At 51.9% G+C, this 14019-nt stretch carries 17 protein-coding genes and 1 other annotated feature; of the genes, 14 read left to right on the plus strand and 3 right to left on the minus strand.

Translation table 11 applies throughout. The annotated features are described in order from the left end of the window. Positions 1-151 precede the first annotated feature (151 nt). Both L971_RS01515 and L971_RS01520 read right to left on the minus strand, forming a co-directional pair. Positions 152-895 (minus strand): hypothetical protein, encoded by a 744-nt coding sequence (locus L971_RS01515; RefSeq protein WP_047373982.1) that lies wholly within the window; start codon positions 893-895, stop codon positions 152-154. A gap of 266 nt (positions 896-1161) precedes the next feature. After that, positions 1162-1809 carry a VanZ family protein gene (locus L971_RS01520; RefSeq protein WP_047373984.1) on the minus strand — a complete coding sequence of 216 codons (648 nt, stop codon included), beginning with the start codon at positions 1807-1809 and terminating at the stop codon, positions 1162-1164. A 163-nt stretch (positions 1810-1972) separates the two neighbouring features. Between L971_RS01520 and L971_RS01525 the strand changes: the two genes are divergently transcribed. The 14 genes from L971_RS01525 (at position 1973) to L971_RS01590 (ending at position 13096) form a co-directional block, all read left to right on the plus strand. Beyond that, entirely contained in the window at positions 1973-2416 is a 444-nt protein-coding gene (locus tag L971_RS01525; RefSeq protein ID WP_047373986.1) for a hypothetical protein, read from the plus strand. 115 nt (positions 2417-2531) lie between these two features. After that, the gene (locus L971_RS01530) at positions 2532-3368 is read left to right on the plus strand and encodes a DUF2785 domain-containing protein (protein WP_047373988.1); all 837 of its coding nucleotides are present in this window, start codon (positions 2532-2534) and stop codon (positions 3366-3368) included. Between the two features lie 203 nt (positions 3369-3571). Continuing rightward, positions 3572-4609, plus strand: coding sequence for a rod shape-determining protein (locus tag L971_RS01535; RefSeq protein WP_024369864.1), 1038 nt, complete (start codon positions 3572-3574; stop codon positions 4607-4609). Between the two features lie 13 nt (positions 4610-4622). After that, positions 4623-5513 carry a rod shape-determining protein MreC gene (mreC, locus tag L971_RS01540; protein WP_024369865.1) on the plus strand — a complete coding sequence of 297 codons (891 nt, stop codon included), beginning with the start codon at positions 4623-4625 and terminating at the stop codon, positions 5511-5513. Between the two features lies 1 nt (position 5514). Continuing rightward, positions 5515-6009, plus strand: a complete 495-nt coding sequence (mreD, locus tag L971_RS01545) for a rod shape-determining protein MreD (protein WP_051151337.1) — start codon at positions 5515-5517, stop codon at positions 6007-6009. A 5-nt stretch (positions 6010-6014) separates the two neighbouring features. Next, positions 6015-6683, plus strand: a complete 669-nt coding sequence (locus L971_RS01550) for a septum site-determining protein MinC (protein WP_228618150.1) — start codon at positions 6015-6017, stop codon at positions 6681-6683. A gap of 5 nt (positions 6684-6688) precedes the next feature. Next, positions 6689-7546 (plus strand): septum site-determining protein MinD, encoded by an 858-nt coding sequence (minD, locus tag L971_RS01555; protein WP_024369868.1) that lies wholly within the window; start codon positions 6689-6691, stop codon positions 7544-7546. 43 nt (positions 7547-7589) lie between these two features. Next, positions 7590-8912 (plus strand): ribonuclease E/G, encoded by a 1323-nt coding sequence (locus tag L971_RS01560; RefSeq protein WP_047373992.1) that lies wholly within the window; start codon positions 7590-7592, stop codon positions 8910-8912. Between the two features lie 55 nt (positions 8913-8967). Beyond that, positions 8968-9039: a sequence feature (ribosomal protein L21 leader region), on the plus strand. Between the two features lie 15 nt (positions 9040-9054). Beyond that, positions 9055-9363: a 50S ribosomal protein L21 gene (gene rplU, locus L971_RS01565; RefSeq protein WP_016508528.1), complete on the plus strand. Its 309-nt coding sequence runs from the start codon at positions 9055-9057 to the stop codon at positions 9361-9363. A gap of 3 nt (positions 9364-9366) precedes the next feature. Continuing rightward, entirely contained in the window at positions 9367-9702 is a 336-nt protein-coding gene (locus L971_RS01570) for a ribosomal-processing cysteine protease Prp (RefSeq protein ID WP_024369870.1), read from the plus strand. Between the two features lie 12 nt (positions 9703-9714). Next, positions 9715-9996, plus strand: coding sequence for a 50S ribosomal protein L27 (gene rpmA, locus L971_RS01575; RefSeq protein ID WP_016508537.1), 282 nt, complete (start codon positions 9715-9717; stop codon positions 9994-9996). 66 nt (positions 9997-10062) lie between these two features. Beyond that, entirely contained in the window at positions 10063-10503 is a 441-nt protein-coding gene (locus L971_RS01580) for a Spo0B domain-containing protein (RefSeq protein ID WP_024369871.1), read from the plus strand. Further along, positions 10504-11793 (plus strand): GTPase ObgE, encoded by a 1290-nt coding sequence (gene obgE, locus L971_RS01585; protein ID WP_024369872.1) that lies wholly within the window; start codon positions 10504-10506, stop codon positions 11791-11793. A gap of 43 nt (positions 11794-11836) precedes the next feature. Further along, the gene (locus L971_RS01590) at positions 11837-13096 is read left to right on the plus strand and encodes a CNNM domain-containing protein (protein ID WP_034799913.1); all 1260 of its coding nucleotides are present in this window, start codon (positions 11837-11839) and stop codon (positions 13094-13096) included. 38 nt (positions 13097-13134) lie between these two features. Here the strand turns inward: L971_RS01590 and L971_RS01595 are convergent, their stop codons facing one another. Beyond that, entirely contained in the window at positions 13135-13911 is a 777-nt protein-coding gene (locus L971_RS01595) for an NUDIX domain-containing protein (protein ID WP_024369874.1), read from the minus strand. Between the last annotated feature and the right edge of the window lie 108 nt (positions 13912-14019).

A 14019-nucleotide genomic window follows, 5' to 3' on the forward strand; every position in this document is an offset into this window, starting at 1 on the left:
GAGCCCTGTCGAATACAGGTCTCAAGCCGCCTAGGCTGGTTTTCATTGTTTGTCCTGTCTACTTGACAGGGAGCACTTCATACCGGGCTCAGGTTTTTTGAGACTTTTTACGAACTATTACATTTTCTAACTTTTGTGGTTCAGAGCACAATCAGTAGTGTGTTGCTAAAAAGTCTTCAAGCATCTGATTTACTTCCGACATTAGAATTCCACCCTCAGTAATTAATTCTGCATCAAGTGCTTTTACACCATTAACTCCAGCTTCAGATGCTTGTTGAGTTCGTTCAATAATTTCGATGTAATCTGACTTTGCTTGTTCGCGTGTAGATGGAGCATCTAATTCGTTTGCGCTATCCATCATTCTGTTAAGCATGTTTTCTATTTCTCCAGAAGCATACTCAAATTCCTCACTTTGACCTGCTAACGGATTACTAGAGAGTAAGATGAAGAGCTCGCCAATCAACCCGAGGCCATTTCCGAATTCAGTAACCTGATTCTTAAGTTCGGCGTCAAAAAGCATTTCTTCAACCTCGAGTGCATCAGCTTCTGCTTGTTTTGCCGCTTCTTCGGCTTTTTTTGCTTCTTCTGCATCGGTCTTTTCCTGTTCTTCTTTAGCTGACTGCTCAGCAGCGGCCACTTCTTCAGGTGTTGGTTCTTCAATTTCGTCGTCAGCTACTACAGTTGAAGGGACTTCTTTTTTATCAACAACTGTGCCAACTTGTTTAGTATCGGAATCTCCGAACATGTTCCCTAAAATCAAGAACCCAAAAAATATGCTGATGATGATTCGTGCCGCCTTATTGAACTTTTGATATTTCCACATTAAGAATAAGCCGACTGGGAAAAATAAGAGCAAGGTTAAGATTGTAAACCAAGTCGTTTGATAAAATTTCATTGTAATTCCTCCTTTTGAACTAATTGAATATAACATATTTTACAAAACGATTACCATATTTAAAATATATGACAATCGATTGTGTTTATTTGTAGATAGTTTGAATAAATCTACTTAAATATTGTCTCCTATATCAATTCAACAGGAGTGAAAGTTATTAATATCTACATGAATACAAACGACCGAATCAAAAAAGCAGGACTCTCATCGAGTGCCTGCTCTTTTGGATTGTTTTATAATGTTAAGCTTATGGTAATGCCTCTAACTTAAAGTAAAGGTTTATACCCTGAAGCACCTTCATAAACATTCTTTTGAATCGAGCCTTCTTCTGCGTATATTAAATAGCTTTCGTAGCCTTTTGAGAGACTGCCATCCTCAATCAACCCATAGTCAGCTGATGGTATCGAAGGCAGAAAATGAAGTCCATAGCCGTCATTCAAATCAATCACGACCCAATTCATATCCTCAAAACGAGGTAAATCATTCTGCACGAAATCGATGAGACTCGCTTCAGTGATTAAAGACCGATCAGAATGAACGTGAACATATGTACCGATTCGTTCCGTTTTTGAACCGTTCATGACAGGACGTTCTGAAAAGTTACCTAAAGCTGTGTTTTTACTATCAGCTTGCTTTTGTTGCTCGCTTTCTGATTCAGGATTTTTTTCATCGGTGTCGCTTTCTATATTTGCCTCGACATCTTCTTTAATCGGTGCGGTTGAAGTAGCTTGATTGTTCTCTTCTGAACCGAGAATCCCAGAGACTGCAATGACAAAGATGAGACCGAAGAAAACTGTGAAGACGACACGTCCGAGTTTGTTGAATTTCTTATGTTTCCACATGAGGAACACCCCGAGTGGGAAAAATAAAATCAACGAAATCATGACAAACCATGTTTTTTGATAAAATTTCACGCTAAACCCTCCTTAGACAATAAGTTACAAAGATAACATTAATATTAATTGGGAACAACAGGGAAATGGCAATCGTTTATCTTGCATGAGAAGCCATACATATTTTGGGTAGAGCTTATTCTAAATAAGTAGCTATGTTAGGATGGATTACGAGGTGTTCACAATGGAAAAATTAGTTTGGTTATTGATAGTTGTTGTCGCGCTCGTCGCAAGCTTTGTCCCGCTCGAGCCACTCTTGTTGTCGTTCATCGTGTTCGGATTGTTTGTCTTTATCAGTACGGCACTGTTTCAACGGTTCCAACGAGAAGACCATTGGCTCGACCGTGTCTCGCCGCTCGTCGGTGTCGGCATCGGGATTGGTGCATGGATCGCGTATGCGGCTATATTTGTCGCCTGGTTCAATTCCTCGCTCGATTTTCAAGCGTGGCAGGTCATCCCGCAACTCGCGTTCATGTACGTCGGTGTATATTTGTTCGTTATGACGACGGCGAGCTTCATGGCAGGGGCGACGCGACAAAAACCGTCCCGCTTCTTTCGCCCGGTATTGATTTTCACGGTCTTCTTTTACGGGGCGATGCTTTTGCTTCCGCTCCAACCTGGCCTCTGATTATTATTCGAACGCAGCAGGCGTATCCACGCCTGCTTTTTGTGTGTAGAGGAGTCAACCGACGCGGTGTCGAAAACGTTATCAACAGGTGGATGATGGGGGAGTGGGATGAGACATGGATGAGGACATTATCTATCATGAGCAGGATTTGAAATCGATGTTGACGGACATGAAGAACGGGACAACCCGGTTACATGAACTTGACGAAGAGCGGGTCATCCAATCGATGCTCCATCATATCGGCTCGACCGATCCCGAACTTCGAGACCAGTTGATTTACACGTTGTTTTACCGGTTCATCATCGAGGACGATTGTCTGACGAACGAGCAATTGACGAACCTGTTCCAGACGACGCTCAAGTATCACTTGTTCCACGGCATCGGCGAGACGGGGACGGACACCGTCTTCACGCGGGCGTTCTCGACGCTGTTGCTCGCCTTGATCGTGTTTCAAGACAGGCAACAGCACTTCTTGTCTGAAGCGGACATCGACATGTTGAAAGCGAAGCTGTTGGCGTATCTCGACTGTGAAATCGACACGAGAGGCTACGTGCCCGGGAAAGGCTGGTCCCATTCGATCGCGCATGTGGCCGATGCGTTCGATGAGCTCGTGTTGCATCCGCAACTCGATGAGACGGAGTTCGGTGAGGTGCTCGAGGCGCTGTGGAACAAAGTGATCGTCCCGACCGTGTATACACATGACGAGGATGAGCGGCTCCTGAACCCGATCTTTGGATTGCTCGACCGGGGCATGGACGAGCACGAGGTCATCCTATTATTAGAAGGCTTACCTGCTACGTTGCGCGTTCAAAAACAACAACTCGAGCCCGAGCACTATTGGCACGTCGTCTGTAATGTCAAAACGTTCTTGAAAAGCTTTTTCGTCAAATTGCATGAGAGGAACCGACAAACGCTTCAAACGGCAGTGCTTCTCACACTAAAGAATATTTGATGACAACGAGTCGAAATCGAAGCAGGCGCTTTCATGCGCTTGCTTTTTGATTTGCGTTTTTCGGCAAAAGAAGGCAAACTAATAGACGGTGAGACAGGACTGAGATACAGGGATTGTAAATAACCTGTAATCGAATGAACGTTTTCAAATATGATTTTTCCGTTATAATAAAAAATAGTGTAAATAAGAGAGGGGCAGCACCTATGTTTCGTAGTTTCAACCGAGAAATCGGAATCGACCTTGGAACGGCTAATACGCTCGTTTATGTAAAAGGTCAAGGCATCGTCGTTCGTGAACCGTCTGTTGTGGCGTTCCGTACAGATACAGGAAGAATTGAGGCCGTTGGTAATCAGGCTAAAGATATGATTGGACGCACACCGGGCAACGTCACAGCACGTCGTCCGATGAAAGATGGGGTCATCGCCGACTTCGAGACGACGGCTACGATGATCAAATACTTCATGGAGCAAGCGCAAAAGTCGAAGAGCGGTTTATTCTCGTCGAAGACGAACGTCATGATTTGTGTGCCGAGCGGCATCACATCGGTCGAAAAACGTGCCGTCGAAGATGCGGCCAAGCAAGCTGGCGCGCGCGAAGCGTACACGATCGAAGAACCGTTTGCGGCCGCGATTGGCGCTGGTCTCCCGGTTTGGGAACCGACTGGCTCGATGGTCGTCGATATCGGTGGCGGGACGACCGAAGTCGCAGTGATTTCACTTGGCGGCATCGTGACGAGCCAATCGATTCGTGTCGGCGGTGACGAAATGGATGACGCCATTATTCGTTACATCAAAAACAAATACAACCTCATGATCGGGGAACGGACGTCAGAGTCGCTCAAAATGGAAATTGGCTCTGCACGCATCGACGCCTCGAACGAAGGGGAGAAGATGGAAATCCGCGGTCGCGATCTCGTGACGGGTCTTCCGAAACAAATCGAAGTCTCGGCTTCTGAAGTGTGTGAAGCGTTGTCGGATACGGTCGAAGCAATTCTTGCCGGCGTGAAACAAACGCTCGAACAGACGCCACCTGAACTCGCGGCTGACGTCATGGACCGCGGGATTGTCCTTACAGGCGGTGGGGCACTCCTCAAAAACTTGGACGATGTCATCTCGGATGAGACACACATCCCGACGCTCGTCGCGGATGAGCCACTCGACTGTGTCGCCATCGGGACTGGAAAATCTCTCGAAATGATGGACGTCCTCCGTTCAAAATCAGGCATCTCGTCGCGTCGATGAGAGGTGAAAAGCGATGAGCCGGTTCGTACGCAATAAAAAGCTCATCATCACGCTGATTGGTATTATCTTGTTCGTCGTCATTTTAGGAGTTTCGATTCGAGGACGATCGGAATCTGCCTGGTACCAAGACGTCACGCGTGATGTGGTCGGGACGTTCCAACGGGTGTTCACCGTGCCGATCGGCTGGATGGACAGCACGGTGTCCTCGATTTCGGACGTCCGCGACATCTATGAAGAAAACCGTCAGTTGAAACAACATTTGACGAAATATGCTGAAGTGTCGGTCGAAGCCGAAGACCTTCGCCGGGAGAACGAAGAGTTGCGTAAGATGGTTGAGGCAAGCGAAACGTCGCTTCGTGACTTCGACTTAATCCCGGCCGAAGTGATCGGACGGACACCGAACGACTGGCAGCGTTACGTGACGATCAACGTCGGTCAAGAACGCGGCGTCGAAAGAGGGATGGCCGTCACGGCCGCCGGCGGTATGGTCGGTCGCGTCATCCAAGCGAGTGCCTACACGTCACAAGTCCAACTGCTCAGCGACAACAACCGGACGAATAACGTCTCGGCGGTCGTCAACGATGCGGACGGCAAAGCGACGTACGGGACGATCGATGGATTCGACAGCGAGACGAACGAGCTCTTCTTCACGAAGATCTCGAACAGCGTCGAGTTGAAAGAAGGCGAGATCGTGTCGACGTCAGGCCTTGGCGGACGTTATCCGGCCGGTCTCGTCATCGGGACGGTCGAATCAATCGAGACCGACGAGTACGGCGTGTCTCAAGTTGCCCGCATCAAGCCAGAGGCGGACTTCAACGAGTTTTCGCAAATGTTCGTCATCGATCGAACGCTCGTCGAGCCGTTCTTGACGGGTCCTGAGGAAGGAGGAGCAGCCGGTGAGTAACATGAGAGTGTTCATCGCCCTGTTCCTCCTCTTTCTTATTGAAGGGACATGGGCCGCCATCTATTCGTGGCACTACATGACCCCGTTTTTGTCTTTGACGTTGATCGGGCTCATGTATATTAGTTTGTATGGCCGCTGGGAGTCGGCACTCGGTTTCGGGCTCGTGTTCGGGTTATTGTATGACATCGTCTACACCGACTTGCTCGGAATTTACTTATTTACTTTTTCACTCATTCCTCTCTTAGTCAGCTTCGTGTTAAAATATATAGGTGAGAACTTCTTCTCGGTCGTCATCACGTTCACGTTTATGATGCTTGTCTTCTCCTTCACGATTTACAGTGTGATGGCAGCAATCGGCGGGACGACCATGACCATTCAAACACTATTAGTTGAACAGATTCCAGGGACGTTGTTCGTCAATGCGATCGCCATCGCGGTGCTCTATTACCCGATGACGCGATACGTGGCGCCGCGACCTGTAGCGAAGAGAGGGTAGCCATGATGGAGCGTAAACGACACATTACGATTAAAGGACATCGCAACGGGATTGCAATCCACTTCAATCCAAGAAGTGGCATCGACGAGGTGCTCCTAGAGTTAGAGGCCACGTTGCAAGAAATGGAGCCGCCCTCTGGGAAGATTGCACTCAAATTGCACGCGGGAACTCGTTATTTGGACGAGGAGCTGTCACGTCAAATTCGTGAAGTCGTTGCTCGTCATGGCGTTTTTTATATCGAGGAGCTTTCGAGTGAGGTCATGCTGACCGAAGAGGCGAAAGCGACGTACGGCAAGAAGACGTTCCACTACCATAGCGGGACGATCCGCAGCGGACAAGTGCTCTCGTTCGACGGCTCGGTGCTCATCATCGGGGATATCAACCCGGGTTCAGAAGTACGGGCGACGGGAAGCATCTATTGTTTAGGCACGATACGAGGAAATGTCCGGGCCGGTGTCGAAGGATGGGAGGACGCGGTGATCACCGCGAGTCTGCTCCATCCAAAGTTTCTGGCGATTGGCGAGCACGTGCTCGCGTCAGACGGAGATGAACCGCTTCCGGAAATCGAGATGGGTTGCGCGTATCAGACAAATCAGGGCATTGAAATGACGCGTCTTCGTCAAGTCATGACAGGATTGAAAGACGCATATGCAATGGAATTACAGAGAGGGTGAGTTTGATGGAGCAAGTAGTAGAGCCTGTACATACAGCGAAAGAAGTGAAGAAAGGTCGGGCCATCGTCGTGACGTCGGGGAAAGGTGGCGTCGGGAAGACGACGACGACCGCGAACCTCGGGACCGGTCTTGCGTTATCCGGCCACTCGGTCTGTCTCGTCGATACGGACATCGGTCTCCGGAACTTAGACATCGTCCTCGGACTCGACAACCGAAGCATCTATAACCTCGTCGACGTCATCAACGGCCAGTGCAAGCTGCATCAAGCGCTCGTCCGCGACAAACGGTTCGAAGAGATGTACTTGCTCCCGGCCGCCCAGTCGAAAGACAAGACGTCGGTCCAACCGGAACAAGTGAAAGAAATCATCGACCAGTTGAAGACGGAGTATGACTTCGTGTTGATCGACTGCCCGGCCGGCATCGAGCAAGGGTTCATGAACGCGATCGCCGGCGCGGACGAGGCCGTCGTCGTGACGACGCCGGAGAAGGCGGCCGTCCAAGACGCGGACCGCATCATCGGCATGCTCGAACAAGCCGAGCACGTCGCCGCGCCGAAATTGATCGTCAACCGTGTCAAAAACCATCTCGTCGAATCAGGCGACATGCTCGACATCGATGACATCATGCGCATCTTGTCAATCGACCTCCTCGGCGTCGTCGTCGACGATGAAGAAGTCATCGCCGCGGCAAACCGTGGGGTACCGGTGACGATGAATCCGGACAACAACGCCGGACAAGCGTACCGCAACATCACGCGCCGCATCCTCGGCGAGTCGGTGCCGCTCATGTCGATTCAAACCGAGAAAAAACAAGTCGGTTTCTGGACACGGCTCATGATGAAATTTGGAATGAAAAAAGCGTAAAGGCAACGAAAGTTGCCTTTTTGTGTCGAAAGGAGAGAGGCGCATGAAACTCATCTATGAACGGACGCCATCGATCGAACGGGCGATGCTCGTCGACGGGGAGCGTTTGCTCGAGGTCGAGGAACGGTTCATCGACCAACTGTCGGTCGGGACGATACTAGAGGCGGCGGTCGAACGCATCCACCCGTCGCTCGGGGCCGCGTTTTTGACCGACGGCGCGACGACGTTCTTCCTGCCGATCGCCGAGACGCTGAAGGCGCTCGCGTCGTACCCGGACGTCCCGACGATCGGACAAGCGGCGGTCGTCGGTGAGAAACGGCTCGTCCAAGTGACGAAAGAAGGCATCAACGGCAAGCATCATAAAGTGACGGAGAACATCCGTTTCGGCGGGCGCTATGTCGTCTACTTCCCGTACGGGCGACGACAGCTGTACAGCCGCAAGCTCGACCTCGTCACACAGGACCGGCTGTCGAAAGTGTTTGATCTCACCGAGGCAGAAGGGGTGTTGTTCCGGACGGAGTCCGGCCAGGCGAGTCCGAAGGCGCTACAGGAAGAGCTCGAACTTTTGCGCGCCCGAGCCCGTGACGTCGAACAGAACCGCTTCGGGCAAGACGAGCTTCTCTGTGAGCAGTTCGCCCGTAGACACGCGGTCGAGTCGGTCACGACGAACGATGCTGAGGCGAAACGGCGCCTCGAGCGTCTCGAAATCCCGGTCGAACGCCACGTCGGCAAAGGACGGATGAAAGAGGCGCTCAGGCTCGACGACGCGATCGACAAACTCGAGAGCCGTGTCGCCTGGCTCGAGGGCGGGGCGTACGTCTTGATCGAACAAGTCGAGACGATGACCGTCATCGACGTCAACAGCGGTAAAAACGTCGCCGTCAAAGACAAAGGACGGGCCGCGGACACGATCAACGAGGCGGCGCTCTATACGGTCATGGAGCAGCTCCGGCTTCGCAACATCGGCGGCATGGTCGTCATCGACTTCCTGCGCGGCTCAAAAGACGGTCAGACACGTCTATTGAAAAAGATGAAAGAAGTCGGGGCGCGGGACCCGCGGCGCGTCGAAATATACGGCTTCACGAAGATGGGGCTGTTCGAACTGTCACGGGAACGGACCGGTCGCTCGATTCAAGACCGGATGGTGCGTGACGGGCGTCCATCGAAGCTCGCTGTCTTCTCTCGGCTCGAACGGGCGCTCCTCGACTTGGGGGCGCACGACGGCGTCGTCTTGTCGCTGCCCCAGAAATGGCAAGACGGGAAGTGGGACGCGTTCGGCTTTGAAGTGCTGTTCATCGAAGGGGAGCCGGGCATCGCCTTTTTCGGGACGGTCGAGGAATGTCAAAATTTCGTACAACGTCGTTGACAACGTTTGAACGAGAGTGGTATCATCTATAACGTTAGTTCGTTTGGAAGCACCCAAATGGCTACAACCGCACAGAACGGGTTGAAACGGTTTTGCCCTGCCCTGGATGGCGAGTCTGAGTTAAACAAGGAGGTGCACGTATATGTACGCAATCATCAAAACTGGTGGTAAGCAAATCAAAGTTGAAGCAGGTCAAGAGATCTACATCGAAAAACTCGATGCTGATGTCGAGGGTACTGTAGAATTCGGTGAAGTTCTTTTCGTTGGTGGTGACGATGTTAAAGTCGGAGCTCCACTCGTAGAGGGCGCTAAAGTCGTAGCAACTGTCGTTAAACACGGTCGCGCGAAGAAGATCACTGTCTTCAAAATGAAAGCTAAGAAAAACTACCGTCGTAAGCAAGGTCACCGTCAGCCTTACACGAAAGTTCGCATCGAGAAAATCGAAGCGTAATTTATGATTCGAGTAACGGTCAGACGAGACGAGACGAAGTCGATTCGTTCCGTCGAAGTGACAGGTCACGCCAACTTTGCTGAACCCGGTTCTGACTTAGTGTGTGCCGGCGTTTCCGCCATCATTTTTGGGGCGTATAACGCTGTCGAGGTACTCGCTGGCCAGTCGCTTCTCGTAGAAATGGCAGACAAAACAGAGGGTGGTTACTTTTATGTCGAGACGTATCCTGATTTATCACCGGAGGATATGACTCGCACCCAACTGTTACTAGAAGGGATGATCGTGCAACTAGACACGGTCGCCCAAAGTTACGGTGATTATATCCAAATTGAACAATAGGAGGTGGACCTCATGTTACAATTGAACCTTCAGTTCTTCGCATCGAAAAAGGGAGTAGGATCGACTAAAAACGGTCGTGACTCGATTTCGAAACGCCTCGGCGCTAAACGCGCTGACGGACAGACTGTTTCAGCTGGATCGATTCTCTACCGTCAACGCGGTACGAAAATTCACCCAGGTGAAAACGTCGGCCGTGGTGGCGACGACACATTGTTTGCTAAAGTTGACGGCGTAGTACGCTTCGAGCGTCTTGGTCGCGACAAGAAACAAGTGAGCGTTTACCCAGTTGCGTAAGTAGAACCACGCAGAAGACTCTAGCCACTTATTTGGTTAGAGTCTTTTTTTCTAGGAGAGGATCAAATGGACTCACAGGCAGCACTAAAATTAGTATCGACCGTCCGTCACGAATGGATGAATCGGCTTCAGATGATCTCTTTGTATGCGGCGCTTGAGCCTGATAAACTCGAGGAGCTGTACGATCGCTATCGTCAGCACGCCGACGAAGAGAGTGCGCTCGTTCGCTTGAACGTACCGGCGACGAGTGTCGTCGTCATTCAGGCGAATTGGGAAGGGCGGTTGACCTATACGGTATCAACCGACCGCGTGTCGTTCGACGACGCGCGCGTGGCGGACAAGCTCGTCCGTCTTCTGTCAGGAACGGATGGACCGATTCATGTGACGTTCACGGACGGCTTGACGGTTCGCGTCTTCGGCAACGTGCCGGAAGGCGTGTTCACGCCAGAGGAAGTGTACGAACAGACCGTAGAATGTTCTACGTTTCGTTTAAAGGAGGGGAAATAAATGTTTGTCGATCAGGTTAATATTTTTGTAAAAGCTGGAGACGGCGGTAAAGGGATGGTTGCATTCCGCCGCGAAAAATATGTCCCGGACGGAGGCCCTGCCGGCGGTGACGGCGGTCACGGCGGCGACGTCATCTTTGAAGTAGAGGAAGGCTTGCGTACGCTCGTCGACTTCCGTTTCTCGAAAAAGTTTATCGCCAATAACGGTGAAAAAGGAATGTCGAAAGGGATGCATGGACGTCGCGCGAAGCCGCTCGTCGTCAAAGTCCCACCAGGCACGATCGTCTTTGACGCGGCGACGGATACCGTCATCGCCGATTTGACAGAGCATGGCCAACGCGCGACGATCGCCAAAGGCGGACGCGGTGGACGCGGGAACTGTCGTTTTGCGACGCCATCGAACCCGGCACCTGAGATCGCGGAAAACGGGGAACCAGGACAAGAGCGCGAACTTCGCCTCGAGTTGAAACTCCTCGCGGACGTCGGCCTCGTCGGCTTCCCGTCAGTCGGGAAATCGACGTTGTTGTCGGTCGTCTCATCGGCACGCCCGAAAATCGGAGCGTACCACTTCACGACGATCACACCGAACCTCGGTGTCGTCAAGACGGCGGACGACCGTGACTTCGTCATGGCCGATCTTCCAGGACTTATCGAAGGGGCGAGCCAAGGCGTCGGCCTCGGTCACCAGTTCCTCCGTCACATTGAACGGACGAAAGTCATCGTCCACATGATCGATATGAGCGGCATGGAAGGGCGCGACCCGTTCGAAGACTACACGACGATCAACCGTGAGCTCGAGTCGTACAACTTACGTCTCCTCGAGCGTCCACAAATCGTCGTCGCCAACAAGATGGACATGCCGGATGCAGAAGCGCTTCTCGCTGAGTTCCAGCAAAAAGTCGGTGATGACGTCAAAGTCTTTCCGATTTCAGCGCTCGCGAAAGAAGGACTTCGCAACCTTCTCATCGAAGTAGCTAACCTTGTGGATGCTACGCCTGAATTCCCACTCGAAGAGCTCGAAGAGAAGACGGCGACACCGCGCGTCGTCTATCGTTACGAGAAGGAAGAGAAAGGGTATCAAATCAACATCGATGAGTACGATCGCTTCGTGATCACGGGGCCGCGCATCGAGAAACTCTTCAAGATGACGAACTTCGACCACGACGAGTCGATTAAACGATTCGCCCGTCAAATGCGCCAAATGGGAATCGACGACGATCTCCGCAAACTCGGTGCCGAGGACGGAAGCGTCGTGGCAATCCTCGACTTCGAGTTCGAGTTTGTCGAATAATCTTTTGAAATAGGAAACGGAGTGTGAAGTAAACGTGGACCCTGTGCCCTCGTCTAGTTTAATTCTTTATGCAGTCTTGATTTTGTTATCAGCTTTCTTCTCGTCAGCGGAAACCGCGCTCTCGAGTGTCAACCGGGTCCGGATGATCCGGATGAGTGAAGACGGGGATAAAGGCGCCAAGCGCGTCCTTGACCTCGTCGATCGGTTTGACGACACGCTCTCGACAATCCTCGTCGGGAACAACATCGTCAACATCGGTTCGGCGACCGTCGCGACGGCGATCGCCACGTCGATTTTCAGCGGCGGGACGGGACTGCTCGTCTCGACGTTCGCGACGACGGTACTCATCTTGATCTTCGGAGAGATTTTGCCGAAATCGCTCGCCAAAGAATTCGCCGAGAAATATTCGTTGCTCATCAGCGGGATTCTCGTCTTCTTGGTGAAAGTGTTGAAGCCGATCACGATCGTTTTCACCGGACTGAAACGTTTGACGCTTCGTGTCATCGGCATGAAGGCTAAAGAGCCTTCGGTGACGGAAGAAGAGCTGAAAGTGCTCGTCGATATGGGAGAAGAGGAAGGGGTACTCGGGGAGACCGAGGCCGAACTCGTCCATAGCGCCTTCGCGTTCAACGACATCACTGTCGATGACGTGTTGACGCCGCGGATCGACATTCTCGCCGTCGACATCGACGATTCGCTCGAAGAAATTAAAGACACGATTTTCAGTGGCGGGCATTCTCGCTTGCCGGTCTACAAAGACTCGATCGACAACGTCATCGGGGTATTGTCAGAACGAGATTTCCTCCGTTCGATGGTACGGGATGAAGTGACCGACATTCGGGCGCTCATCCGTCCGCTCACGTACGTCTCTCCGCAGACGAAGTTGATTGAACTGCTCCCGGTTCTGCAGCAAAAACAATCGCACATGGCCGTCGTCCTCGATGAGTTCGGGGGCACGGCAGGACTCATCACACTCGAGGATATGCTCGAGGAACTCGTCGGCGACATTTGGGACGAGCACGATGAGTCGGTCGTCTACTTGAGACGCCTTCGTGAAGGCGTGTACGAGTGCATGGCTGACATGGACGTCGATGAGTTTGCTGAAGAGATGGGCATTAAAGAACCTGAAATAGACTCGAATACGATGGGAGGATGGTTCGTCGAGCTGCTCGGCGACATCCCAGAGAAAGGGGCGCGTGTCACGTATGAGGACATGACGTTCACCGTTCTCCACGTCGAAAAACGCCGCGTCCGCAAGCTATTGGTCGAGACGAACCAATCCGAACCGGCTGAAGAAGCATAAGACAAAGGGACCTCCATCGTTGGGGGTCCCTTTCGTCGTCAGACGGTATGATGGCGCTCGACACGTTCGAGCAGTTCGTACGGCCGGACTTTGTAAATCGCGTGCGGCAAATATGTCGGGTCGATCGCATCGAGGAAACGCATTTGGAAATGCTCGCGCTTGATATAGTCCGACACGTTCGTCGCGTCGACGGTGAAGAAGCCGACTTCTTGCGTCTCGCCTTCTTGAGGGGCGAGGTCGCCCGATACGTACCGGGCCCGGAACGTGACGCAGAGGACGCGGGAAGACACGTTTTGATAAATACCGGTGATGCCGTCGATCTCGATGTCCACGCCGGTCTCTTCTTTCACTTCGCGATGAACGGCGTCGACGATCGATTCATGCTCTTCGACTTGACCGCCCGGCATCTCGTACGTGTCGTTCCGGTGCGTGTTCTGGACGAGGAGCACCTCGCCTTGCTCGTTCGTGACGTACGCTGTCACCGAGACGATCGTGCGCGGCGGCGTGTAGTGCCCGGTCGGCATCATGAACTCCTCGCTCGACTTGATGTAGAGATCTTTCCCGAGCCGGGCCCGCTTCTTCATCGCCTCACGGCGGAGCGAACTCGAGCGGTAGTCCCGTTCGACTTGTTCATAATGTTCCCGGTCCCGGTACTCCCACAGCGCCATGACCTCGGTCTTGTCCTCGGTCACCCAACGACCGACGAGCCGCGCGCCATGCGATACCTGGATCGGATACAGGTATGTATGGAAAAAGGCTGTGAATTCTTCTAGACGTTCAGGGCGAATCGTGTACGTTTTTCGACGATGGAACATAAAAATTCCTCCTTTGACGGTTGCCGTCTTGATTCGACGAGTCGTGATTGTCTCACATTGACGTATTCGCCGTGACGCGACAGTTTCCCTCTATTCAAAAAGTCAGCT

Source organism: Exiguobacterium sp. ZOR0005 (assembly GCF_000798975.1).
In the GTDB taxonomy this organism is placed as follows: Bacteria; Bacillota; Bacilli; order Exiguobacteriales; family Exiguobacteriaceae; genus Exiguobacterium; species Exiguobacterium aurantiacum.

Coding starts and splice junctions, on each gene's coding strand:
- L971_RS01515 (WP_047373982.1), bottom strand. CDS start 895: ATGAAATTTTATCAAACGACTTGGTTTACAATCTTAACCTTGCTCTTA.
- L971_RS01525 (WP_047373986.1), top strand. CDS start 1,973: ATGGAAAAATTAGTTTGGTTATTGATAGTTGTTGTCGCGCTCGTCGCA.
- L971_RS01530 (WP_047373988.1), top strand. CDS start 2,532: ATGGATGAGGACATTATCTATCATGAGCAGGATTTGAAATCGATGTTG.
- L971_RS01535 (WP_024369864.1), top strand. CDS start 3,572: ATGTTTCGTAGTTTCAACCGAGAAATCGGAATCGACCTTGGAACGGCT.
- mreC (WP_024369865.1), top strand. CDS start 4,623: ATGAGCCGGTTCGTACGCAATAAAAAGCTCATCATCACGCTGATTGGT.
- mreD (WP_051151337.1), top strand. CDS start 5,515: ATGAGAGTGTTCATCGCCCTGTTCCTCCTCTTTCTTATTGAAGGGACA.
- L971_RS01550 (WP_228618150.1), top strand. CDS start 6,015: ATGGAGCGTAAACGACACATTACGATTAAAGGACATCGCAACGGGATT.
- minD (WP_024369868.1), top strand. CDS start 6,689: ATGGAGCAAGTAGTAGAGCCTGTACATACAGCGAAAGAAGTGAAGAAA.
- L971_RS01560 (WP_047373992.1), top strand. CDS start 7,590: ATGAAACTCATCTATGAACGGACGCCATCGATCGAACGGGCGATGCTC.
- rplU (WP_016508528.1), top strand. CDS start 9,055: ATGTACGCAATCATCAAAACTGGTGGTAAGCAAATCAAAGTTGAAGCA.
- L971_RS01570 (WP_024369870.1), top strand. CDS start 9,367: ATGATTCGAGTAACGGTCAGACGAGACGAGACGAAGTCGATTCGTTCC.
- rpmA (WP_016508537.1), top strand. CDS start 9,715: ATGTTACAATTGAACCTTCAGTTCTTCGCATCGAAAAAGGGAGTAGGA.
- L971_RS01580 (WP_024369871.1), top strand. CDS start 10,063: ATGGACTCACAGGCAGCACTAAAATTAGTATCGACCGTCCGTCACGAA.
- obgE (WP_024369872.1), top strand. CDS start 10,504: ATGTTTGTCGATCAGGTTAATATTTTTGTAAAAGCTGGAGACGGCGGT.
- L971_RS01595 (WP_024369874.1), bottom strand. CDS start 13,911: ATGTTCCATCGTCGAAAAACGTACACGATTCGCCCTGAACGTCTAGAA.